The organism is Anaerococcus octavius (assembly GCF_900445265.1).
Lineage (GTDB): Bacteria > Bacillota > Clostridia > Tissierellales > Peptoniphilaceae > Anaerococcus > Anaerococcus octavius.
In genome coordinates this window covers 1,411,706-1,433,844 of the sequence record NZ_UFTA01000002.1, presented here as the reverse complement: position 1 = coordinate 1,433,844, position 22,139 = coordinate 1,411,706, and the positions used below count along the sequence as shown (strand labels likewise).

26 protein-coding genes are annotated in these 22,139 nt (G+C 31.1%); 20 read left to right on the top strand and 6 right to left on the bottom strand.

The window, feature by feature from the left end; translation table 11 throughout:
• Nucleotides 1-10 precede the first annotated feature (10 nt).
• The 3 genes from DY249_RS07035 to DY249_RS07025 are packed head-to-tail and all read left to right on the top strand — an operon-like array spanning nucleotide 11 to nucleotide 3,676.
• Complete coding sequence (locus DY249_RS07035) at nucleotides 11-1,291, top strand: four-carbon acid sugar kinase family protein (RefSeq protein WP_101539577.1); 1,281 nt, start codon at nucleotides 11-13, stop codon at nucleotides 1,289-1,291.
• 1 nt (nucleotide 1,292) lies between these two features.
• Nucleotides 1,293-2,288 carry a 4-hydroxythreonine-4-phosphate dehydrogenase PdxA gene (gene pdxA, locus DY249_RS07030; RefSeq protein ID WP_115595651.1) on the top strand — a complete coding sequence of 332 codons (996 nt, stop codon included), beginning with the start codon at nucleotides 1,293-1,295 and terminating at the stop codon, nucleotides 2,286-2,288.
• Nucleotides 2,289-2,296: 8 nt separating this feature from the next.
• Nucleotides 2,297-3,676, top strand: coding sequence for a GntP family permease (locus tag DY249_RS07025; protein ID WP_115595650.1), 1,380 nt, complete (start codon nucleotides 2,297-2,299; stop codon nucleotides 3,674-3,676).
• Between the two features lie 63 nt (nucleotides 3,677-3,739).
• Here DY249_RS07025 and DY249_RS07020 read toward each other — a convergent pair whose 3' ends face one another.
• Both DY249_RS07020 and DY249_RS09195 read right to left on the bottom strand, forming a co-directional pair.
• The gene (locus DY249_RS07020) at nucleotides 3,740-4,015 is read right to left on the bottom strand and encodes a hypothetical protein (RefSeq protein ID WP_115595649.1); all 276 of its coding nucleotides are present in this window, start codon (nucleotides 4,013-4,015) and stop codon (nucleotides 3,740-3,742) included.
• A 438-nt stretch (nucleotides 4,016-4,453) separates the two neighbouring features.
• On the bottom strand, nucleotides 4,454-4,591 hold the full coding sequence (locus DY249_RS09195) for a hypothetical protein (protein ID WP_172540078.1): 138 nt from the start codon (nucleotides 4,589-4,591) through the stop codon (nucleotides 4,454-4,456).
• A 179-nt stretch (nucleotides 4,592-4,770) separates the two neighbouring features.
• Here DY249_RS09195 and DY249_RS09520 point away from each other — a divergent pair, with 179 nt between their 5' ends.
• The 8 genes from DY249_RS09520 to DY249_RS06985 all read left to right on the top strand — a co-directional run bounded on the left by DY249_RS09520 (nucleotide 4,771) and on the right by DY249_RS06985 (nucleotide 9,024).
• Entirely contained in the window at nucleotides 4,771-4,947 is a 177-nt protein-coding gene (locus DY249_RS09520) for a sodium/glutamate symporter (RefSeq protein WP_101539813.1), read from the top strand.
• Nucleotides 4,948-5,031: 84 nt separating this feature from the next.
• Complete coding sequence (locus DY249_RS09515; RefSeq protein ID WP_115595982.1) at nucleotides 5,032-5,253, top strand: Rossmann-fold NAD(P)-binding domain-containing protein; 222 nt, start codon at nucleotides 5,032-5,034, stop codon at nucleotides 5,251-5,253.
• Nucleotides 5,254-5,263: 10 nt separating this feature from the next.
• Nucleotides 5,264-5,410 carry a hypothetical protein gene (locus DY249_RS09190; RefSeq protein ID WP_172540077.1) on the top strand — a complete coding sequence of 49 codons (147 nt, stop codon included), beginning with the start codon at nucleotides 5,264-5,266 and terminating at the stop codon, nucleotides 5,408-5,410.
• Nucleotides 5,385-5,948 (top strand): NAD(P)-dependent oxidoreductase, encoded by a 564-nt coding sequence (locus DY249_RS07005; protein ID WP_172540076.1) that lies wholly within the window; start codon nucleotides 5,385-5,387, stop codon nucleotides 5,946-5,948. Before DY249_RS09190 ends, DY249_RS07005 begins: the two co-directional genes overlap by 26 nt.
• Before the next feature lie 10 nt (nucleotides 5,949-5,958).
• Nucleotides 5,959-6,639, top strand: coding sequence for an RraA family protein (locus DY249_RS07000; RefSeq protein WP_115595647.1), 681 nt, complete (start codon nucleotides 5,959-5,961; stop codon nucleotides 6,637-6,639).
• A 329-nt stretch (nucleotides 6,640-6,968) separates the two neighbouring features.
• Nucleotides 6,969-7,532, top strand: a complete 564-nt coding sequence (locus DY249_RS06995) for a chromate transporter (RefSeq protein WP_115595646.1) — start codon at nucleotides 6,969-6,971, stop codon at nucleotides 7,530-7,532.
• Nucleotides 7,522-8,079 carry a chromate transporter gene (locus DY249_RS06990; protein WP_115595645.1) on the top strand — a complete coding sequence of 186 codons (558 nt, stop codon included), beginning with the start codon at nucleotides 7,522-7,524 and terminating at the stop codon, nucleotides 8,077-8,079. The genes DY249_RS06995 and DY249_RS06990 overlap by 11 nt, the downstream gene beginning before the upstream one ends.
• A 9-nt stretch (nucleotides 8,080-8,088) precedes the next feature.
• A complete protein-coding gene (locus tag DY249_RS06985; protein ID WP_115595644.1) occupies nucleotides 8,089-9,024 on the top strand; it encodes a DMT family transporter in 936 nt (311 codons plus the stop codon).
• Here DY249_RS06985 and DY249_RS06980 read toward each other — a convergent pair.
• The 4 genes from DY249_RS06980 to DY249_RS06965 all read right to left on the bottom strand — a co-directional run bounded on the left by DY249_RS06980 (nucleotide 9,021) and on the right by DY249_RS06965 (nucleotide 12,648).
• The gene (locus tag DY249_RS06980; protein ID WP_115595643.1) at nucleotides 9,021-10,256 is read right to left on the bottom strand and encodes a diphosphate--fructose-6-phosphate 1-phosphotransferase; all 1,236 of its coding nucleotides are present in this window, start codon (nucleotides 10,254-10,256) and stop codon (nucleotides 9,021-9,023) included. The two genes, DY249_RS06985 and DY249_RS06980, sit on opposite strands and share 4 nt — an antisense overlap.
• 77 nt (nucleotides 10,257-10,333) lie before the next feature.
• On the bottom strand, nucleotides 10,334-11,281 hold the full coding sequence (locus DY249_RS06975; protein WP_115595642.1) for an alpha/beta hydrolase: 948 nt from the start codon (nucleotides 11,279-11,281) through the stop codon (nucleotides 10,334-10,336).
• A gap of 17 nt (nucleotides 11,282-11,298) precedes the next feature.
• Entirely contained in the window at nucleotides 11,299-12,099 is an 801-nt protein-coding gene (locus DY249_RS06970; protein WP_115595641.1) for a Cof-type HAD-IIB family hydrolase, read from the bottom strand.
• Between the two features lie 42 nt (nucleotides 12,100-12,141).
• Nucleotides 12,142-12,648 (bottom strand): PTS sugar transporter subunit IIA, encoded by a 507-nt coding sequence (locus DY249_RS06965; protein ID WP_115595640.1) that lies wholly within the window; start codon nucleotides 12,646-12,648, stop codon nucleotides 12,142-12,144.
• A gap of 172 nt (nucleotides 12,649-12,820) precedes the next feature.
• Here DY249_RS06965 and hcp point away from each other — a divergent pair, with 172 nt between their 5' ends.
• From hcp to DY249_RS06920, 9 genes are all read left to right on the top strand, one after another.
• The gene (hcp, locus tag DY249_RS06960; protein ID WP_115595639.1) at nucleotides 12,821-14,440 is read left to right on the top strand and encodes a hydroxylamine reductase; all 1,620 of its coding nucleotides are present in this window, start codon (nucleotides 12,821-12,823) and stop codon (nucleotides 14,438-14,440) included.
• Nucleotides 14,441-14,582: 142 nt separating this feature from the next.
• Entirely contained in the window at nucleotides 14,583-15,881 is a 1,299-nt protein-coding gene (locus tag DY249_RS06955) for an L-cysteine desulfidase family protein (RefSeq protein WP_115595638.1), read from the top strand.
• 68 nt (nucleotides 15,882-15,949) lie between these two features.
• Nucleotides 15,950-16,597 (top strand): Crp/Fnr family transcriptional regulator, encoded by a 648-nt coding sequence (locus tag DY249_RS06950; protein ID WP_115595637.1) that lies wholly within the window; start codon nucleotides 15,950-15,952, stop codon nucleotides 16,595-16,597.
• A 43-nt stretch (nucleotides 16,598-16,640) separates the two neighbouring features.
• A complete protein-coding gene (locus DY249_RS06945) occupies nucleotides 16,641-18,116 on the top strand; it encodes a hypothetical protein (protein WP_115595636.1) in 1,476 nt (491 codons plus the stop codon).
• Between the two features lie 60 nt (nucleotides 18,117-18,176).
• Nucleotides 18,177-18,710 carry a DUF4367 domain-containing protein gene (locus tag DY249_RS06940; protein ID WP_115595635.1) on the top strand — a complete coding sequence of 178 codons (534 nt, stop codon included), beginning with the start codon at nucleotides 18,177-18,179 and terminating at the stop codon, nucleotides 18,708-18,710.
• Nucleotides 18,711-18,769: 59 nt separating this feature from the next.
• A complete protein-coding gene (locus tag DY249_RS06935) occupies nucleotides 18,770-19,561 on the top strand; it encodes a putative ABC transporter permease (protein WP_115595634.1) in 792 nt (263 codons plus the stop codon).
• A 49-nt stretch (nucleotides 19,562-19,610) separates the two neighbouring features.
• Complete coding sequence (locus tag DY249_RS06930; protein WP_115595633.1) at nucleotides 19,611-20,369, top strand: putative ABC transporter permease; 759 nt, start codon at nucleotides 19,611-19,613, stop codon at nucleotides 20,367-20,369.
• Nucleotides 20,370-20,457: 88 nt separating this feature from the next.
• Nucleotides 20,458-21,144 (top strand): response regulator transcription factor, encoded by a 687-nt coding sequence (locus DY249_RS06925; RefSeq protein ID WP_115595632.1) that lies wholly within the window; start codon nucleotides 20,458-20,460, stop codon nucleotides 21,142-21,144.
• A gap of 79 nt (nucleotides 21,145-21,223) precedes the next feature.
• A complete protein-coding gene (locus DY249_RS06920; protein ID WP_172540075.1) occupies nucleotides 21,224-22,084 on the top strand; it encodes a sensor histidine kinase in 861 nt (286 codons plus the stop codon).
• The last annotated feature ends 55 nt before the right edge of the window (nucleotides 22,085-22,139 follow it).

Genomic DNA, 22,139 nt, shown 5'->3' with positions numbered 1-22,139 from the left:
GGAGGGAATAATGACAAGTGTTTTAATAATTGCAGATGACTTGACTGGTGCAAATGCAAATTGTGCCTTGATGAAAACAATTGGTTTAAGGGCTGCTAGTATTACAGCGTCAAAACTTGATAATCTTCCTCAAAAAATGGATGCAGTAGCATTTACTACTGACTCAAGAGCTATGAGTAAAGACCATGCATACAAAAGGGTTTTTGACAAAGTAAATAAATATAAAAATGACTCGATTGAACTATACTCAAAGAGAATAGACTCGACCCTAAGGGGTAATTTAGGATCTGAGCTAAAAGCCTATCAGGATGCACTTGATAATAAAAAGCTAGCAGTTTGTGTACCATCTTTTCCAGATTCAAAGAGAATAGTCATAAATGATTTTATGTATGTAGATGGTATTCCACTGATGAATACTGACGCTGGGAAAGATTCTAAAATATCAGCAATTAGTAATAAGGTGACTGAGAACTTTAAAAAAGATTATGAAGGGGAAGTAGTTCATATCTCTATAGAAGAAATAGAAAAAGGTATAGACCATATTAGAGATATAATAATCGAAAACAAAGATAAAGATTTGTTAATATTTGATTCAATAACAAATGATCAAATATCACTAATTGCTAAAGCCAGTCTGGATAGTGGAATCGATTTTATGAGTGTTGATCCAGGTCCCTTTACTAAAGAGCTTACAAAGTTATTATACAAAAGTCAAAGTATTAGCACTAAGGCGATAGCGGTGATTGGATCAGTAACAAATGTCACCATGAAACAAATGGCAGAACTTAAAAAGAGATTTGATTATTATCAAGTAGACGTTGATCCTCTTAAGCTTATTAATATAGATCAAGCGATTGTTGAAATTGAAAATAGTGTTAATGAATCTTGTAAGAATCTAGATAAATATGACCTCATAATTATAACAACAACCCCGGAAAGCATAGAGGATAGACTGAATTTAAAAGAAATCTCTGACCAGTTTAATATAAGTATAGACGACTTATCCTTAATGATATCTAGAGGATTAGCAAAAATTGCAAAAGAAGTAGTGATAAAAGAATCATCCATTTCAGGAATATTTTCATCAGGAGGTGATGTTACAGTAGCGGTTATTGAAGAGTTATTAAGTGATGGAATAGAAATAAGAGAAGAAATACAGCCATTGGTTGCTTATGGTAGGGTCATAAATGGATTAAAACCAGACTTGAAACTAGTAAGTAAAGGTGGAATGGTTGGTAATGATATTGTCATGGCTGAGTGTATACAAAGAATTTTAAATGAAGGAGAATAAAATGCAAAAAAGTACTATAGCAATTACATTAGGTGATCCAGCAGGAATAGGTCCAGAAATCGTTGCAAAAACATTTGATAAGAAAGAATTATATGATGATGCCAAACTGGTTCTTGTAGGTGATAAGTTTGTATTGGAAAAAGCCTTAGAAGTAACAGGACTTGACTTAAAAATAAATGTCATAGAAAATGTTGAAGACGGTATATACGAATATGGGACTATCGATTTGATAGATTTAGGTCTTATAACAGAAGACTATGCATTTGGTGAAGTAAATGCTAAATGTGGAGAGGCTTCTTATCAATATATTAAAAAAGCTGGTGAGCTAGCTATGGAAGGCAAAGTTGAATCCGTAGCTACATCTCCAATAAATAAAGAGTCTTTAAGAGCCGCAGATGTGCCATATATAGGGCACACTGAAATGTTTGAAGATATATCTGGTGTTCACGATCCACTTACAATGTTTGAAGTAGAGGGTCTTAGAGTGTTCTTCTTATCTCGCCACTTATCTTTAAGAGATGCTATTGATCAAGTTAAGTACGATAGAATCCTGGACTATATTGAAAGATGTACTGAAGCAATGAAGAGACTAGGATTGGAAGGAACTCTTGCAGTAGCCGGTCTTAATCCTCATTCAGGAGAACATGGTTTATTTGGTATGGAAGAGGTTGAAGAGGTTACACCTGCAATAGAAGAGGCACAAAAAAGAGGTTTTGATGTAGTAGGACCAATAGGAGCAGATTCTGTTTTTGCTCAAGGTCTACAAGGTAAATACGGAGCTGTTTTATCTTTATATCACGATCAAGGTCATATTGCGACAAAGACATACAACTTTATGAAAACTATATCTCTAACTAACTCAATGCCATTCTTGAGAACATCAGTGGACCATGGTACAGCTTATGATGTAGCTGGTCAAAATATTGCTTCAGAAGTAAGTATGGTAGAAGCGGTTAAATTAGCCGCAGTTTATGGACCAAACTTTAGAAATAACTAGGAGATAGCATGGGAGATTCAAGAATAATTATTTCGTTAATATTGGGGTTGATAATTTTAATCATCCTAATAATGAAAACTAAAATCCATACCTTCTTAGCTCTCATTATAACAGCATTATTCATTGGAATAGCTGGTGGAATGCCTTATGATGAAGTACTAAACTCCGTGACAGGAGGGTTTGGAGGAACTTTAGGATCCATAGGTATCATCATTGGTTTTGGCGTTATGATGGGGCAGATATTTGAAATTTCAAATGCAGCAAAACGCATGGCAAGTACTTTTATCAAAATTTTTGGTAAGGGGAAAGAAGATATTGCAATGGCAATCACTGGATTTTTGGTATCAATCCCTATCTTTTGTGATTCGGGATTCGTAGTTTTATTTCCAATAGCAAAAGCTTTATCCGCAACTACTAAAAAATCTGTAATTACTTTAGGATTGGCTTTAGGTGGAGGACTTGTAATTACTCATACTGTTGTTCCACCTACACCAGGACCAGTAGGAGCGGCTGGTATATTCGATGCCAATGTAGGATCACTTATCTTATGGGGAATAATAGTTGCAATTCCTATGGTAATAGCCATGCTAGCTTATGCAAGATGGTACGGAAAAAAACTATATCAAATCTCTGATGAAGATGGAAGCTGGATTAGACCTACAGATCAAGCAGATAGCTCAATCCAAGAATATGAATTTGACGAGACAGAAGCTATGCCAACTGCTTCCAAAGCTTTTATGCCTATTATTGTTCCTATAATATTAATACTGATAAATACTATAATAGGAGCTCTGTCAAAAACTAGAGGGCTTGAAATTACTGGTATATATGCTGTTCTATCATTCCTAGGCACTCCAATAGTAGCCGTAGGTCTTGGTTTAGTAATTGCTATTATAACACTTACAAAGGGTTTACCTCGTGAGGATGTAATTAAAGAACTAGAAGTAGGTATCCAGTCTGCAGGTATTATTATTTTAGTAACCGGAGGTGGGGGTGCACTAGGAAGGGTATTAACTGATTCTGGTGTTGGAAACCAAATAGCAGAATCCATTGCAAGTATGAATATAAATCCACTATTACTTCCGTTTATAATTTCTACAATTATTAGATTTATTCAAGGATCTGGGACTGTAGCTATGCTAACAAGCGCTTCTATATCAGCACCAATAGTATTATCTCTTGGAGTAAACCCAGTATTTGCAACTCTTTCAGCTTGTGTAGGTTCACTATTCTTCTCATACTTTAATGATTCAATGTTTTGGGTAGTAAACAGATCATTAGGATTGAGTGATGCTAAAGAGCAACTTAAGGGTTACACTGTAATTACAACAATAGCATGGGCTGTTGGATTTATAACAATAGTTATTCTAAATGCATTCTTTGGGTAGATGAAATTATAAAAATCATAAATACGCGATAACCCCACAATTTTTAAGATTGTGGGGTTTACTTTACCCATAAAACTCTACCATATCATCAACTACTCCCCTAAACCACTCATTAGTCTCATATTTTTCAGTCTTATATACCAAATAAATTTTATAATCAGGGAAATTATCTTCTCTGAAATATTCTGGATCTAGGTTTTTAGGGATTAGGTCTATGAAGGATTGGGGTACTAGTAGCCATTGGTTTTTCTCTAGGGTTAGGAAGGTTGTGAGTACTGAGTCGGTGTCCATATGGTAAATTTTATTGGTTGAAAATTTCTTTTCTATAAAGCTATCCACATTGTATCCCCGAGGTATACTTATGTAGTCTTCTATTTTTAATTAGCTAAACGGATTATCTTCTTTTTTATTTTCATCATATAATTTGAATATGTAAAATGGAATGCTTAACAGCTTAATAGTTTCAATTCCTGTGTATTTGAATTTTTTTAAGGATATACCTATATCAATCTTATCTTCATAGATATCATCAAATATTTCTACTGAGTGTCTATTCCTGCTTTCAAATAGGACATTTGAATCTTGTTTTTGTAGGTAGGCTATGGATAGATTGCATGATGCTATTGGTTGCAGCCAAAGTGATTTTCTTTTATTAGACTTTGATTCTCCTTATTTCATAGCATCAGTTATTTTTTATATTCTTTGGCTAGGGGGAGAAAAACCTCTACGCTTTCTGTTAGTTCTATTTTATTTTGTCCTTTTAGCTTAACGAAAACCTTATAGCCCAAATAATATTCTAGTTGTCTTAGTCGAGTGCTGATTGTAAGATTGGGATAAGCATAGTTTGGCTGAGGCATCGGTTATATTTCTAGTTTCTGCTATTAGAAAAAATGTTTCAATCCGTGATTCTTGCATAATATTTCCTTTAATATAAGTATTGTAGCCTCATTTAGCTTAAATATCAAAATTATTGATATTTAATATTTATTCGATCTATTTTACTGTATATAAGCGATTTGATAAAATATGAGTAAGAAATCGTTTTTTTTGTACGATTCAATTTTTATGAGGAGTTTTTATGTTAATTAAATTAAATTTGGTTATTATTAGATCTTGCTCTACCATTACTAGTATTACTATTAGTTCAAACTATATTTGTAGCACTTATCAATTACTTTGTAACATTCAAAGTCCTTGGTAAAAACTATGAAGCAGCTGTAATGAGTGCTGGTATGTGTGGGATAGCAATTGGTTCTACACAAACGCTGTAGCAAACATGGACTCAGTTATAGTTGATAATGGTATAGCACCAATCCCAATGGCAATTCAAATACTATCCTAGGAGGGAAAGATGAATTGACCCTATACCAGATGAAGCCTTAGAATATGCCTACGACAAGCCTGATGAGATTATTAAGTGGGATGAGTTTAGCGATGAGGACCTAGAGTCTTTTGAAGCTTGTATTATCAGAGTTTATAAACTTGATAAAGAAGCTATTGATAAGATGCCAAATCTAAAAATCATTGCTAAACACGGGGTTGGTGTTTATAGCATCGACCTTGATTATGTAAAATAAAGGCATTAGTGTGACTAATACTCCAACTGCAAACTCAAATTCAGTTGCAGAACTAATCATTGGCCTTAGTCTAGCAGTGTCAAGAAAGATTGTATATAGCCACAAGATGGTTCTTGAGGGTGTAAATAGGATTGCTACACCAGATTACAGAATTTGAACTATCTGGTAAGACTCTAGGTACCATCGGTCTTGGAAATATCGGAAGTATAGCAGCCGATACCTTCATCAATGGATTTGGTATGAAAGTATTGGTATATGACCCATATATCTACGATAGCCAATGTGCTGAGCATGGTCTTACTAAAGTAGAAAATCCAGAAGATTTATTAAATGAATCTGATATTATCAATATTTCAGTACCACTTACAGATGCTACTGAGAATATGATAGCCAAAGAGCAGATTGATCTTATGAAGAAAAATGCGATTATAATCAATGCTACTAGGGGTAAGATTGTAAATGAGGTTGACTTATACGATGCTCTAAAGGCTGGCAGAATTTTTGGGGCAGCTATGGATGCATTTGAAGTAGAGCCAGTCAAAAAAGATAATCCATTATTAACATGTTACAATTTTATAGCTACATCACACAATGGTGCAAATACAGTAGATTCTTTGATAAGAATGGGTACTGGAGCTATTGATGAAATTGTAAGAAAGAAAAACGGCGAAGATAACCACCACGTAGTGGTATAAGGATGATTAAATGAGAACAGGTAGCGTAATTAACTTAAAATTTGACAGACCAGACGAAAAATTAGTAGAACTATTTAGAGACTTACCAGTAGCAAATATAGACGATGCTCTAGGTAGAATGTCAGCTGTAGACCAAAACATCAGACCTGTAAACGATGTTCAGTTATTAGGACCTGCATTTACAGTAAAGGTAGCTCAAGGAGACAACCTATACTTCCACAAAGCTCTAGATTTAGCTAAACCAGGAGATGTTATAGTAATAGACTCTATGGGAAGCAAGGACCGTGCAATCTTTGGAGAACTAATGGCTAGCTACTGCAGACAAAGAGGTATTGCTGGAATCATCACAGATGGTCCAATAAGAGATATCGATGATATAGCTTCTTATGATGATATGTCAGTATACTCAAATGGTGTAGTGCCAAATGGTCCATACAAAAATGGTCCTGGTGAAATCGGTACAACAATCTCATTTGGGGGTCAAGTTGTAAGACCTGGAGACATCATTGCTGGAGACAAAGATGGTATTGTAGTAATTAAACCAGAAGAAGCAGAAGAGCTTGCAGAAAAAGCAAGAGCTATTAATGAAAAAGAAACAAAAATCATTGAAACAATGAAAAACGAAGGCACATATGAGAGACCATGGGTTGACGAAACTCTAGCAAAACTTGGTGCTGAAACAATCGAATAATCAATAACCTATATGCACGCTTTATGCGTGCTGAGAGTGTAGACAAACTCCAAAAACGCTCATCGGACTACAGAAATTGATAAATTCATAATCTTGAAATCTTAAAATCGCAAACTCGCTAACGCTCAAACAGTGCGATTTTCATCAGATTTCTTCAATTTGAATTTATGGCAATTTCTTTCGTATGAATCGCTTATTTTTGGAGTTTTCTACTTTGTCATCAGTCTGTGCACGCTTTATGCGTGCTTTTTGTTTTCTTTATTTATCTTAAATAGTATGATGATTTAAGACTAGATAATACTTTGAGAGATATTAGTAAAGAAGGATTTATGGATCGAAAAAATAAATTGTGGCAGCTTTTTAAGTCTACCTTGTATTTATCAGCTTTTACCTTTGGTGGAGGCTATGTTATTTTGTCATTAATGAAAGAAACTTTTGTTGAAAAATTGGGCTGGATAAATAAAGATGAAATGTTAGATATGACAGCTATTGCTCAATCAGCTCCAGGTGCAGTTGCTGTAAATGCAGCAGTTGTAGTTGGTTTTGAAACTCTAGGATTTCCTGGTATGTTTGTAGCAATTCTTGGGACAATTATCCCACCACTTTTAATTATCAGCTTAATTTCCATGGCCTACCAGGCTTTTATTTCTAATACTTATATAGCTTTGTTTTTAAAAGGTATGCAGGCTGGAGTTGGAGCCTTAATAATTAAAGTTGTTATAGATATGGCTAAGGATTTACTAAAGATAAAATCCCCTGAAGTTCCTATAATCATGGTTTTAAGCTTTATTTTAGGATTTTTCTTTGATGTAAATGTAGTTTACATTATTATGGGACTTATTATAATCGGTGTAATATACACTTTTTTAAAAAGAGGTAGTCATGCTAATTAAATTATTTTTAAGTTTTCTAAAAATCGGATTATTTTCTTTTGGTGGGGGGTATGCAGCCTTGCCTATAATTCAAGAAGAAGTTGTAGATTTAAATAATTGGTTATCCTTAAGTGAGTTTAATGATTTGATTACCATATCTCAAATGACACCTGGACCTATTGCTATAAACTCAGCTACCTTTGTTGGTAATCGCCTGGCAGGATTTCCTGGAGCCCTTGCAGCAACTCTCGGTTGCGTTTTGCCATCTGCTATAATTGTTGGAACTATTTCTTATTTTTACAAAAAATATAAAAACTTAGATGCCATGACCAATGTCCTATATTTCCTAAGACCGGCTATTGTATCTATGATTTTAATAGCTGGAGTACAAATATTAAGGACTGCCTTTTTTGATACAAATGCTATTAGTCTTGCAAATTTAGACTATCTTATGGTAACTATTTTTGCGATATCTCTTTTTGTCATGTTTAAACTTAAAACCGATCCTATAAAAATAATGCTAGCCAGTGGAGCGGTTTACTTAATCATTTCTGTATTATTATTTTAAGGAGGTTTTATGCTAGAAAAATTAAAAGATAAAAAAACTGCAATCATTGCAACACTTTTTGCAATGTTTTTGTGGGGCTCAGCTATGCCAGTTATAAAAACTACTTATAAAGAAATGGGAGTTGCAGCATCGAATACGGGTGCACAAATACTGATCGCAGGCTTTAGGTTTTTTCTGGCAGGAGTTTTAGCTTTTATTTATTTTAGATCTTTTAATGAAGAAAAATTAGATAAAAAAAATATAAATATAAAATACATTATAATACTATCATTGATTCAAACATCTATCCAGTATATATTTTATTATGTAGGGATGAGCAATACTAGTGGTGTAAAATCATCTATAATACAAGCTACGAATTCTTTTTTAGTAGTTATTATCTCTATTATTATGCTTCCTAATGAGAAGATAAATTTACAAACTATAATTGCTATTATATTAGGTACTTTGGGAATAATAGTTGTAAATGGTGGTTTTACCAATATGAGTAGTGAATTTAAATTTATAGGAGAAGGATTTATTTTAATAGCTACTACATTTAATGCTTTATCTTCAGTTTTTGTTAGAAAGTATGGAGCAAGTCAAAATGAAATGTTTACTACTGCGAGTCAATTTATTATTGGATCTATTATCCTTATAGTAACTGGTTTATTTACAAAAAAAATTAGTTTAACTGTAACTCCTCTTGCAATTATTTTAATAATTTATGGTGCTTTTATTTCTGCTACAAGCTATATAATTTGGAATACGGTTTTAAGATATCATTCTGCCAATGAAATGGGAGTATACAAATTATTTGTACCTATATTTGGATCCTTGCTTTCAGTTTGGGGTTTACATGAAGACTTTACTATTGACTTATTGATTGGTTTGATTTTAGTTATCTTAGGTTCAATTGTTCTAAACTTGGATACTAAGAATAATAAGAAAAAGACCTCTGTTTAGAGATCTTTTTCCATAATAAAGTCTTTAAGATTAACAAAAACTGGTAATCCATTTTCATATTCTTGTTTAACTTCACCATTTATTAATGGTAAGGTGTATGCTATTATTTCTTTTTCTAGGTTTTTTTCATCCTTTATCCAAGCTTGTGGGATTTTCTTTTCTTTATTAGCTATTTTTTCGGGATTTACTGCTTGATAAGAAATATCGTAATCTTCTCCTTTTTGCCTATTTAAAATAGGAATGAGATTTGTGCTTTCAATAGAAAGTTTTGCTGCTAAAGATCCTAGTTCATAAGCCTCTTTCGAATCAGTTTTACTTATCAAAATATTGCTCCTTTGGACTATATTTAGTTCAACAGCTCTTGATTTTATATTTAATTTATTTCTAACTATATCAGCTAGCCTTGAAGCGACTCCTGCTACAATTTTATGATTAAATCCATCATCAGTATTAGAGAACATATCTTTATTTAGTTTATCTTCTGTATCCATAAATCCTTCTGCTACTGCAACTATTAGATTATTTTCACTTTCTAATTCTTTTTTTATTTCATAAATGATTTCATCTAATGATTTCTTTTCTTCTGGCAAGTATAAGAGATTTACAAATTTTTTATCTTTTTTATAATTTGATACCAAGGATGAAGCTGCTAGCCAACCTGCATTTCTGCCCATTATTTCAACAAATGTTACAGATTTAAGATTATAAATATCTACATCAGCTCTAAGGGATTGTATGGTGGTATTTATATATTTTGCAGCGGATCCAAATCCTGGTGAATGATCCATTTCACAAAGATCATTGTCAATAGTTTTAGGACAGCCTATAATATTGATATTTTTTATAGACTTGTTTTTCATATAGGAATTTAATTTCATTACTGTATCCATGGAGTCATTGCCACCGATATAGATTAAGCTTGAAATGTCTAATTTTTTTAAATTATCAAATATTTTTTCGTAAATTTCATCATTAAAAGATTCTGGGAGTTTGAAACGGCATGAACCCAAAATAGAGGATGGCCTAGCCATTAATTTCTTATCAATGTTGTTACTTACAAATCTTTTTTTATCAACTTCTTTTATATTTCTATTAATTATTCCTTCAATACCATTTATAGAAAGAAAAATATTATCGAAATCATTTTCTATAAATGAGGATATGGCACCAGCAAGTGATGAATTTATAACACTGGTAGGACCACCAGATTGTGCAATTATTGCTTTTTTCATATCTACCTTTCAAAAAAATTCAAGTAATAGAAAATCTATTATGTAACTATCTATAATTATATTAAATTTCTTAGTAATTATAACATTAGCTCATCTAAGAATCCAAATATTTTCTTATAATAAATATCCGAATCATAAAGTTTGCTTTCAGCGTGTCCTGCTCCTTGTGCTATGTAGATTTCTTTTTTGGCTTGGTGGGATTTGTATAAAGACTTGCACATTTGTAAAGGGACTATTTCATCTTTCCCTCCATTTATAAAGAAGACTGGTATTTTTGTCTTTTTCATAGAATCTATATTGGATTTGAATAAATCTGCACCGATTATTGGCTTTATGAAGAGGTTTGCTAGAACAGCTATTATTTTAGTTAAAAAACTTAGTTTTTTGGGAAATTGATTGACATATACATCATAATAACTTGTATAGCCACAGTCTTCTATGCAAGCTATGATATCTTTAGGATTTTCACCTGCTAAAAACATTGCGCTGGCAGCACCTAGGGATTCTCCGTGGAGAATTATTTTTGCTTGAGGATGTAGAGTTTTTATCCATTTTATCCATGATTTTAAATCTTCTTTTTCTTTTATACCATAAGTTGTAAAAATACCTGCACTATTTCCGTGGCCTCTAAGGTCGGGTGCTAGTACTGAAAAACCATGTTTGTAATATTTATCTGCTATTGTAAACATAGTTTTATTACTAGCTGTGTAACCATGGATTAATATGACCCGCATATTAGGATTATTGCCTAGAAGGTATGATCCAGCTAGTTTTGTTTTATCAAAACTATTTATAAATACATCATCCATTATATATGCATAGTGATTTACTATATCTAGGACTTTTTTTCTATCTTCAAAATGTTTTTGTCCATGATGTTCCTTGGCATTTTCTTTTATATCGGGTCTATAATCCATATTGCCTAATTTTGCATTTAGCCAAGTATTTAGTTTTGCTATGTGGCTAGTTGTTATTATAATTGCTGAAATTATAATGATAGCAATTAATATTTTAATTATTTTCATAAGCCTCTCCTAAAGACTTATTCTAAGATAAATTTCTCCAAATAATCTGCTATACCATCTTCATCATTTGATAGGGTAATATAGTCTGCTATTTCTTTTATCTTTTCTACTGCATTGCCCATAGCAACCCCAGTGCCTGCTACTTCTATCATGGTTTCATCATTTAATTCATCTCCAAAGGCAATTATATCCTTTTGGTCAATACCATAATAATTTGAAATTTCTAATAAGCTCTCACCCTTTGAAAGACCTTGGGGCATGATTTCGTAATATATTCTTTGGCTTCTAACTTGGGCGGTAGTTGCCCCATATGTATCACTTAAAAATGGCAAGTATTCTTCTAAGATTTCTGGATCACTTGCAAAGATTATTTTATTGGGACTAAAGTCTATATTTTCGCGCAAACCTTCTACAGCTTCTGTATCTACTTTAAGTAGGTCTCTTTCATAATCTAAAAATTTATTTTGCCTATCAGATATAATGTAATCTTCTTTTGGAATTATTATTTCTAGAGGCAAGTCTTTAGTTTTTGCTAATATTTCCTTGGCTAAGTTTAAATCCAAAGTGTGGTTTGAAATTACTTCTCCTGTTGCAAAATTTGTAATTGATCCTCCATTATAATTTGAAAGGAGTCCGCCGTATTTTTCAAATTCTAATTCTTTGGCTATGTGAATTACAGCTGCGGTAGGCCTGCCAGAAACTATAACTACTTTATGACCTGCTTCTCCAGCCCTTATTAGAGCATCTTTGGTTTTTTCAGAAATTTCATTATTACTGTTTAAAAGTGTCCCGTCTACATCTACTGCTATTAATTTCATATTATTTTCCTTAATTAATAAAAAGGTATCAATGCTGATATCTTAAATTTTTCTAACTTCAATTAATTCATCATCTTGGTTTATATGACCGATTTTTAAAATATTGATTTCATATCCATCTGGATTTGTGATTATAACTGGTGATTGGGTAGATTTTCCGTTTGCTTTTATTTGCTCAATGTCAAATTCTAAAAGTAAGTCACCTTTTTTTACATTTTCATCTTGTTTTAATTTTATATTAAATGGTACTCCTTCAAGCTCTACTGTATCAAGGCCGATATGGATTAAAATTTCAAGACCGCTTGCAGAAGTGATTCCTAAAGCGTGTCCTGTATCAGCGAGCATAGAAACATTGCCATCAACTGGCGCGAATATTTTTCCTTCACTTGGAACAATCATAGTTCCTTTTCCTACAATTTCCTGAGCAAATACTGGATCTTCACATTCTGCAATATTTTTTACTTCTCCAGTCATTGGTGCATATATTATATCTGCACTTACTTGTGCACTTTCTTTTGATTTAGATTTAAATTTATCAAAAAATCCCATATTCTCCTCCTTAAATTGGATAACTTTTTTATATTATACCCATTACTTTTTCATAATTTTTTTGAAAATAAAGCGTTATTGTAACATATGTTACCGATTTTTATAAAAATATATCCTATAATAAGACCATAAGAGATATTTAACAAATAGAATTTACAAAAGGAGTAATAATATGTTTTGTTATCAATGTCAAGAAACAGCGAAAAATCAAGGATGCACTGTACAAGGTGTTTGTGGTAAAAAAGAAGATACTGCAAATAGTCAAGATTTATTAATATATGTAACAAAAGGTCTTGCTGAAGTAGCTAATAAAATCGGGGAAGACAATGATAAAGTCTATGATAGAATTTCAAATAATTTATTTATAACAATTACAAATGCGAACTTTGATACTCCAGCTATTATGGAAGTTGTAAAAGAAACTATCAAAATGAAAGATGAACTTTTAGAAAAAATAGATAATAAAGAAGATTTATCTGACTTTGCTCTTTACTCATCAATGGATGATGATGAACTTTCTCGTAAGGCTATAGAAGTTGGTGTTTTAAATATAATGAACGAAGATGAAAGAAGTCTAGTTGAGCTTTGTACATATGGATTAAAAGGAATGGCTGCATATAACCATCATGCAAATGTACTTGGCTATAAAGACCATGAAGTTGATAGATTTATAGCTCAAGCTTTAGAAGAAACTACAAAAAAAGATAAAGAAGTAGCAAGCTTAATAGATCTAGTAATGGCTACTGGAGAACACGGTGTAAAAGCTATGGGTCTTTTAGATAAGGCAAATACAGAAAGCTACGGCAACCCAGAGATTACAGAAGTAGATTATTCAGCAGGAAACAAACCAGGAATTTTAATTTCAGGTCACGATTTACACGATATGAAAATGCTACTTGAACAAAGTAAGGATAGCGGAGTAGAGATTTATACTCACTCAGAGATGCTTCCAGCAAACTACTATCCAGAATTCAAAAAATATGATCATTTTCACGGAAATTATGGTAGCAGTTGGTGGCACCAAAATGAAGAATTTGAAAGCTTTAATGGTCCAATCTTAATGACAACTAACTGTATAGTACCAATGAAAAAAGATAATACTTACCAAGATAGAATGTTTACTACAGGTAATGCAGGTTATCCAGGATGCAAACATATTGAAGTTGATGAAAATGGCAATAAAGATTTTTCAGAAATAATTGAATTAGCAAAAACTTGTAGAGCTCCAGAAAATCTAGAAGATTTAAAGGTGACAGGTGGTTTTGCTCACAATCAAGTTATTCAACTTTCAGATAAAATTGTTGAAGAAATCAAAGCGGGCAATATTAAAAAATTCGTAGTAATGGGTGGATGCGATGGTAGATTTAAGGAAAGAAACTATTATTCAGAATTTGCTGAAGGACTTCCAGAAGATTATATCATCCTAACTGCAGGTTGTGCTAAATATAGATACAATAAACTTGGTTTAGGCGATATAAATGGTATCCCAAGAGTGCTTGATGCAGGTCAATGTAATGACTCATATTCCTTAGTTCAAATTGCACTAGCATTAAAAGATGCTTTTGGATTAGATGATATAAATGACTTACCAATTGAATATAACATTGCTTGGTATGAACAAAAAGCAGTAATAGTATTACTAGCACTTTTAAGCCTAGGAGTTAAAAATATCCACCTAGGACCAACACTACCAGCATTCTTATCACCAACAGTTGTAGATTTCTTAGTAGAAAACTTCGGTATCGCACCAATTTCTACAGTTGAAGATGACCTAACAACAATGACAGCCTAATAAAAAATATAAGGATCAGGTTCTTTTAATAGAACCTGATTTTTTATATATAATTTTTTTTCTTAATAAACTTATATAAACAATGAAATCGTTTGCTATAAATTATACTTTTTATTATAATACTTAGGGAGGCATAAAAGAGATGGATAAGAGTATAGAAAATGAATTAATAAATATTGTAGGTGAAGATTCTACTAAAGCCATCGGTTGTACAGAGCCAGTAGCAGTTGCCTATGCAGCAAATATAGCTAGTGATTACTTAAATAAAGATGAAATTTCTAAAATTAATTTAAAAGTAAGCAAAAATATTTATAAAAATGGTAAGGCAGTAAAAATTCCAAATACAGGAGACCATGGTTTGGACTTAGCAGCTAGTCTTGGTGCTTTTACAAAAAAAACTGATAAAGCTTTTTTAGTTTTTTCAAACCTTACTGATGATGAGATAAAAAAAGCTAGAAATTTTGTTAGTAATAATTTAGTTGTAAATATTAGAGATTTATCTAATGAGTATCTTGATGAAAATTTACCAGATATATACATAGAAGTTACATTAAAAACTGCAGATGATGAAGTTACAGCGATTATTTCTCATTCTCATTCTCATATAAGTAAAGTTATAAAAAATGGTAAAGTCATTATGGACAATCCATTTGTAGATGCAGAAAAGTCCACATTTTCTATAAAAAATATGTCTTTTAAAGATATTGCGAATATAGTAAGAGAAATAGATATAAAAGAAATTGATTTTGTATTAGAAGGTGTTGATGTAAATTTAGATGCAGCAGATGAAGGACTTAAGGGATATGGTATGGGTCTTGGCAAAAAATTAAATGAACTTAAGGAAAATAATATTTTGCCAGATAATTTTATTACAGACACTAGAATTTTGACAGCAGCTGCAGCAGATATGCGTATGGGTGGAGGTCCACTGCCAATAATGACTTCTGGTGGCAGCGGCAATCAAGGAGTAGGAATTACTTTACCAATATATATGATAGCTAAAGAAGAAAATTTAGATGATGACACTTTGGCGAGAGGATTATTTTTTGCCCACATTATAAATAGATATGTAAAAGAATATGCAGGGAAATTATCTGGACTTTGTGGTTGTGCAATAGGAGCTGCTATCGGCTCTTGTGCAGCAATTGCCTTTATGCTAGGTGGTGGTGAAGAAGAAATAGCTGGAGCGTGTACAAATATTTTTGCAAACATTACTGGGATGATTTGCGATGGTGCAAAGGAATCTTGTTCTATGAAGCTTTCAACAAGTGCTGAAGAATCAATAATTGCTGCATATCTAGCTTTAAATGGAGTGGTAAGCCAAGCAAATGTAGGTATAGTTGGAAAAAATATCGAAGAAACCATTGCAAATATAGGCAAACTTTCCCACCAAGGTTTTAAAACTGCAGATGAAGTAATTCTAGAAATAATTGATAAATAATTATTGGATTTTTAAAAGGTGCATTGCAAAATAATGCATCTTTTCTTATACTTAAAATGAGGTGAAATATGGATTTAAGGCAGATACCTATTTTTAAAAACTTATCTGATGAAGATTTGAAAACATTGACCCAAAAAACAAAATTTGAAGAAAAAGTATTTGAAAAAGATATGCAGATATTTACTGTAGGTGAAGTTACAGGAAATATGTATTATCTAATCGAAGGTAGCATTTTAGTATATAAAATAGATCCAAATGGCAAAAGATTTATCATAAGAAAATTTAATAAGCCCTCTATATTTGGTGAAGTTTATTCTTACTTTGAAGAAGCTTTTGATTTTTCAGCTCAGGCTGAAACTAAGTGCAAGGTTTTGATAATTCATGATTTTAAAAAACTATTTGAGATAAATAGCCCTTATAATTTTTTAATCTCATATATTAATTTAGTTTCCAAAAAGTGCCTGCAACTAAGTAGATCAAATCAAATTACATCCCAATCAACTCTAAGGCAAAAAATTGCGAAATATTTGCTTGTCCACGAAGAAAATGGACTTGTAAAAATAGATTTATCCCGTGAAGAATGGGCAGATATTTTGGCTACTACGAGACCGTCACTTTCTAGAGAACTTTCAAAAATGATAGATGATGGACTAATTGAAATAAAAGATAAAAATATAAAAATTATAAGTCGATCTAAGATTGCTGATATTACTTAGAATAATTTGGGGTATTAGTGGATTATAGACTAAGGAGAGAAAAATGAATTTAGATAAAGAAATTGAAACAAGTTATCCTGATTTGAAAAAATCTGAATTACAAGTGAAACTAGGAAAACTAAGCAGAATTTGTCAAAATTTAGGTGTTCCAATTTTAATTATGGTTGATGGTTTCGAATCATCTGGCAAGGGTTATGTAATAAATGAACTAACTGAAGAACTAAATCCAAAATATTTTGATGTAGAAGTTTTTGAAAAAGATGATGACTATGATAATAAATTCCCTTTTGCAAAAAGATTCTTTGTAAATGCCCCTAAAAAAGGGCACATCAAAATTTTTGATAGGTCATTTTACTATAAATTATTTGATGATGTAAAAATTAGTAGTAAGGATTTGAATGCAAAAATTAGATCTTTAGAAAAAATAGAAAAGATACTCTACGATGATCAAACTATTATCATTAAACTTTTCTTAAGTGTAAGTGAAGATGAGCAGAAAAAACGTATTGATGATCTAAAGAAAAGCAACCAAAAAAGTTTTTATCTAACACAGTCAGATATAGAACAAAACAAAGATTACAAAAAATATAAAAAACATTTTGAAAATGTGCTAGAAAAAACAAATTTTTCCTTTAGTCCTTGGACTATTATAGATAGCAATAATCTAAAAAAAGCATCTAAAGAAGCTCTCTATCAAGTTATAGAAAGCTTAACTATAGGACTTGAAAGAGCATCAAATCAAAAATTAGACAGTGAAAACAAAGAAAGGTCTTTTGATAATCCAGTACAGATAATCGAAAATTTAAACCTTGATAAAACTATATCTGAAGATGATTATAAGGAAAAGAAAACAAAATTACAAAAAGAAATTAGAGATGTACTTTTTGAATTTTATAAACGCGGTATCTCTACGGTTTTAGTATTTGAAGGTGTAGATGCAGCCGGTAAAGATGGCGCAATCGAACGTTTAGTAAAAAAAGTAGACCCAAGGTTATACACAGTTCAAGCTATTTCTGCACCAAGTAAGGAAGAATTAGATCATAATTACTTGTGGAGATTTTATGAAAAATTGCCAGAAGATGGCTACGCAGGAATATTTTCTAGATCTTGGTACGGCAGAGTTATGGTAGAACGAGTAGAAGGATTTGCAAAAACAAACGAATGGGATAGGGCCTATGATGAAATCTTAGAGTTTGAAAAAGAAATAACAGATCACGGCTCCATGGTAATGAAATTCTTTGTGACAATAGATAAAGATACCCAATACCAAAGATTTATGGATCGTGAAAATAATCCTGATAAAAATTATAAAATTACAGATGAAGATTGGCGCAATCGAGACAAATGGGATGCATATATAGAGGCTATGGATGAGATGCTTTATCGCACAAATGTAGACTATGCCCCATGGATAATAGTAGAAGGAAATCAAAAACATTATTCAAGAATAAAGGTTATGGAAGAATTTTTAAAGCAAGCAAAAGACCATTTAAAAAAATATGATAAGAACAATAACTAATAATTTTTTATTTTTAGAAAGAGGTATAATTAGCTCTGAATTATTAAAACTGGAGAAATCATGAAAAATAAAAAATTGATATTATTGGCAATGCTTTTAACCTTACAAGCTCCCCTAATGGCTTGTGGTAATAATACTGCTGGAGAAAAAAAGCTAGAAACACCAACTAAAAAAGAAATAAAAGAAGCGGAAAAAACAGGTGATCTGGCAGTAGAACCAGAACCAGCTAATGAATTAAGAAACAAAGATTCTGGAGAAAAGGGGATTTACGACTTGGAATTTGGCTATCTACCAGAAAATTTTGTTGAAAATTTCAGGAATGAAAAATATGATTTAAGAACAGCAGAGTACAAAGCAGATAAAAACCCTGCTAAAAAAATTACTATTCAAATTACACAAAAAGATAAAAGATTAAATGAAATTATAAAAGTGCCAGAGGATGCTGAAGATATTATAATCGAAAAAAATACTGGAAAATACTGGGATGATGGATCCTTTAACTATATAGTAATCAAAGATGGCAAAAATTATATTTATACCAGAAGCACTTTGGATAAGCAAGAAGCTATCAAAGTAATTGAAGAAATAAAATAAATTCGTAGAATATACTCTTAAGAAGACATTCTTAAGAGTTTTTTTATTTGAGGAAAATTATGCAATATTACATAAGTTATTTTTTTGTTTATGCCATCATAGGATGGATAATAGAAGTTTCCTTTCATGTTATAACCAAAGGGAGATTTATAAATAGAGGATTTTTTAATGGACCTTATTGTCCTATATATGGATTTGGAGCCATAGCGGTTATTTCGATTTTAAATGTAGTTGGAGACGACAATAAATTATTTTTATTTTTTATGGCTATGATTATAGCAACCCTCTTAGAATTGATAACAGGAGTGATTTTAGAAAAAATATTTCATAAGAGATGGTGGGATTATACCAGCTATAAATTTAATTTTCACGGCTACATATGTGCAGAATTTTCCCTGGTTTGGGGAGCAATCTGTTTTATTTTATATGAAGCGATCCATCCACTAGTTAAAAAAGGTATTTTTGCAATACCAATAAAAGTTTTAATTGTGATAAATGTAATAATGTGTGTAATGTTTATAGTAGATTTTATCTCTACCATTATAACGATTATGGGACTTAACAAAAAGTTCAAATATATCGAAAATCAATCAAAAGATATTAGAAAAGTTTCAGACGGTATAGGACAAAAAGTTGCCAATCAGACATTCAAAGCCCTAGATAAGAAAAAAGAACTAGAAAAATCTAAGTTCGGAAAAGAATTTGACGAAAAAAGTGCAGAATTTAAAGCGTTTTTTGACTCCTTTGGAGAAAAAAGACTATTACGTGCATATCCAAATTTATTAAAAGATTTAGAAGAGAAATGGGAAAAAATAGACTTTAAGAAAAGAAAAAACAATAAGTTTGATTAAAGAAAAAATTCTCTATTAAAGCTAATTTAATCCTCACATAGGAGCATATATGCTGAAAATTTATATAATTTATTTTTTTATCTATGCAATAATAGGTTGGATACTAGAAGTAGCCTATAATGGCATAAATGCTGACGAATATATCAACTGTGGAGTATTAAACGGTCCTTGGTGTCCAATATATGGTTTCGCAGCGATTTCTATATTAATTTTATTAAGAAAAGTAGATACAAATAGCAAAATATATTTATTTGTTGCATCAATGATAATAGCAAGCTTAATTGAATTAATAACAGGATTTATTTTAGAAAAATTATTTAATAAAAAATGGTGGGACTATTCAGATAAAAAATTTAACATTGGAGGATATATTTGTGCAGAATACTCACTTCTCTGGGGAGCTTTGTGCTTTATCTTATATGAAACTATTCATCCAATGATAGCAATTCTAGTAAGATCTGTGCCTAGAAAAATTTTAATAATTGTAAATATAATCATAGCTATAATATTTATACTAGATGTAATTTCAACAATAAATACAATCCTTGGTATCAATAAAAAATTTAAAGAAATAGAAGAATCAAAAGAAAAACTAGGAGAAATTACGACAGACATAGGAGAAAGGATTGCCAATAAAGGGATAGCCACAGCAGAAAAAACAGTAAATAAAAGAAAGGAATTCGACCAACGCAGCATAGAATTTAAGCAAAACTTCCAAAAACAGGGTGAAAAGAGAATTCTCAAAGCCTTTCCAAATTTAATTAAAGATTTGGAAGATAGGAATTATGATTTTTCTGATTTGGAATGATAAATATATGAAGCTACTGAGAAATTAATCTTGGTAGCTTTTTTTAATTGAACTTTTTTAGGATATAATCATAGCAAAGAGGTGGATTATGGATAAGTTTAAGATTTTTATTATAGAAGATGATGATGTTATAGGTAATTCTCTTAAAAAATTTTTGGAAAATTGGTCTTATGATGTTTATCTGGCAGACGATTTTGAAAAAGTTTTTGACCAGTACAAAAATATTGATCCTGCTATTGTCCTAATTGATATTTCTTTGCCGTTTTTTAATGGCTATTATTGGTGTGAAGAGATTAGAAAGGTTTCAAATGTGCCTATTATCTTTATTTCATCTGCAGATGAAAATTTAAATAAAATTATGGCTATGAATATGGGTGCTGATGATTATATTACAAAACCCTTTGATTTGGAATTGCTCCTTGCAAAAATAAAGGCTCTTTTGAGGAGATCTTATGAATATACTGATTCTTTAGATAATATAGCTTATAAAGACATTATTATTGATAGGGATAAGATGTTATTGATTTTTGAAGGTGGTGAGATAAGTTTAACAAAAAATGAGTACCTTATTTTAGAAATGATGTTTGCTCAACCTCAAAAAGTTTTCAGACGAGAGGAATTTATGGACAAGATTTGGCAAACCGATGAATTTATAGATGATAATACTCTTACTGTAAATATAATGAGACTTAGGAAAAAGCTTGAGAATATTGGGCTAAATGATTTTATAAAGACTAAAAAGAAGGTGGGTTATTATATTGAAAGAGATGTATAGATTCTTAAAGTTGAAGACCCATAGCTTAATAATATTTATAGTTTATATTAGCTTTCTAATTGTTAGTAGTCTATTTGGCTTGAATAGAAATTATATCTTGTATATTATCTTAGTTTCAATATTTATATTTTTAGTGGATATGCTTATTTCTTATAGTAAATATAAAAACTATACCAATGAATTAGATTTGTGGGTAAGGGATATTTCTTCAAAAAAACCAGATATTATAGAAGCTACAGATTTTGCAGAAACAATGATTGCTTTAAAAGAGAAAAATACAGATATGGAAAATGCTTTTGAGTTGAAGATGAAAGCTTTCAAAGATTATATCACTATATGGACTCATCAAATCAAAACTCCATTATTTTCTTTAGATTTAATTTTAGACGATCATCCGGTGGATATATATGCTGCAAAAAATGAAGTTTTTGAAATAGAAGAGTATATAGATACTCTTTTATCGTATATGAGACTAGAATCGCTTTCTACAGATTTTGTTTTTGAAGATTTAAGTCTTGACAAATTAATATCATCATCTATAAAAAAATATTCTAAAGTTTTTATCAAAAGAAAGAACAAAATAAATTTTGATCCTACTAATTTATATTTAACAACAGATAAAAAGTGGTTTGCTTTGATAATAGATCAGATTTTGTCAAATTCCAATAAATATACTCAGAATGGGACAATCTCTATTTATATAGAAGATAAAAATTTAATTATTAAAGATACTGGTATAGGTATTAGAAAAGAAGATTTGCCCAGAGTTTTTGAAAAGTCATATACAGGTTATAATGGTAGAATTTACAAAAAATCTACTGGTATAGGATTAAATTTGGTAAAAACTACTGCAGAAAATTTGAGCATAGATGTAGGTATAGATTCAAAAGTAGATGTGGGGACAAAAGTAATATTAAATATCGGCCGTGTACTAAACTAACAAATTGTCACTTTAAGAAGAAATTTGTTAGATTAATCCAAGGATTTTTATTTTT

Excerpts from the sequence above, each read along its gene's own strand:
- DY249_RS07035 (WP_101539577.1), top strand. The coding sequence starts at position 11 with ATGACAAGTGTTTTAATAATTGCAGATGACTTGACTGGTGCAAATGCA.
- pdxA (WP_115595651.1), top strand. The coding sequence starts at position 1,293 with ATGCAAAAAAGTACTATAGCAATTACATTAGGTGATCCAGCAGGAATA.
- DY249_RS07025 (WP_115595650.1), top strand. The coding sequence starts at position 2,297 with ATGGGAGATTCAAGAATAATTATTTCGTTAATATTGGGGTTGATAATT.
- DY249_RS09195 (WP_172540078.1), bottom strand. The coding sequence starts at position 4,591 with ATGCAAGAATCACGGATTGAAACATTTTTTCTAATAGCAGAAACTAGA.
- DY249_RS07000 (WP_115595647.1), top strand. The coding sequence starts at position 5,959 with ATGAGAACAGGTAGCGTAATTAACTTAAAATTTGACAGACCAGACGAA.
- DY249_RS06995 (WP_115595646.1), top strand. The coding sequence starts at position 6,969 with ATGGATCGAAAAAATAAATTGTGGCAGCTTTTTAAGTCTACCTTGTAT.
- DY249_RS06990 (WP_115595645.1), top strand. The coding sequence starts at position 7,522 with ATGCTAATTAAATTATTTTTAAGTTTTCTAAAAATCGGATTATTTTCT.
- DY249_RS06985 (WP_115595644.1), top strand. The coding sequence starts at position 8,089 with ATGCTAGAAAAATTAAAAGATAAAAAAACTGCAATCATTGCAACACTT.
- DY249_RS06980 (WP_115595643.1), bottom strand. The coding sequence starts at position 10,256 with ATGAAAAAAGCAATAATTGCACAATCTGGTGGTCCTACCAGTGTTATA.
- DY249_RS06975 (WP_115595642.1), bottom strand. The coding sequence starts at position 11,281 with ATGAAAATAATTAAAATATTAATTGCTATCATTATAATTTCAGCAATT.
- DY249_RS06970 (WP_115595641.1), bottom strand. The coding sequence starts at position 12,099 with ATGAAATTAATAGCAGTAGATGTAGACGGGACACTTTTAAACAGTAAT.
- DY249_RS06965 (WP_115595640.1), bottom strand. The coding sequence starts at position 12,648 with ATGGGATTTTTTGATAAATTTAAATCTAAATCAAAAGAAAGTGCACAA.
- hcp (WP_115595639.1), top strand. The coding sequence starts at position 12,821 with ATGTTTTGTTATCAATGTCAAGAAACAGCGAAAAATCAAGGATGCACT.
- DY249_RS06955 (WP_115595638.1), top strand. The coding sequence starts at position 14,583 with ATGGATAAGAGTATAGAAAATGAATTAATAAATATTGTAGGTGAAGAT.
- DY249_RS06950 (WP_115595637.1), top strand. The coding sequence starts at position 15,950 with ATGGATTTAAGGCAGATACCTATTTTTAAAAACTTATCTGATGAAGAT.
- DY249_RS06945 (WP_115595636.1), top strand. The coding sequence starts at position 16,641 with ATGAATTTAGATAAAGAAATTGAAACAAGTTATCCTGATTTGAAAAAA.
- DY249_RS06940 (WP_115595635.1), top strand. The coding sequence starts at position 18,177 with ATGAAAAATAAAAAATTGATATTATTGGCAATGCTTTTAACCTTACAA.
- DY249_RS06935 (WP_115595634.1), top strand. The coding sequence starts at position 18,770 with ATGCAATATTACATAAGTTATTTTTTTGTTTATGCCATCATAGGATGG.
- DY249_RS06930 (WP_115595633.1), top strand. The coding sequence starts at position 19,611 with ATGCTGAAAATTTATATAATTTATTTTTTTATCTATGCAATAATAGGT.
- DY249_RS06925 (WP_115595632.1), top strand. The coding sequence starts at position 20,458 with ATGGATAAGTTTAAGATTTTTATTATAGAAGATGATGATGTTATAGGT.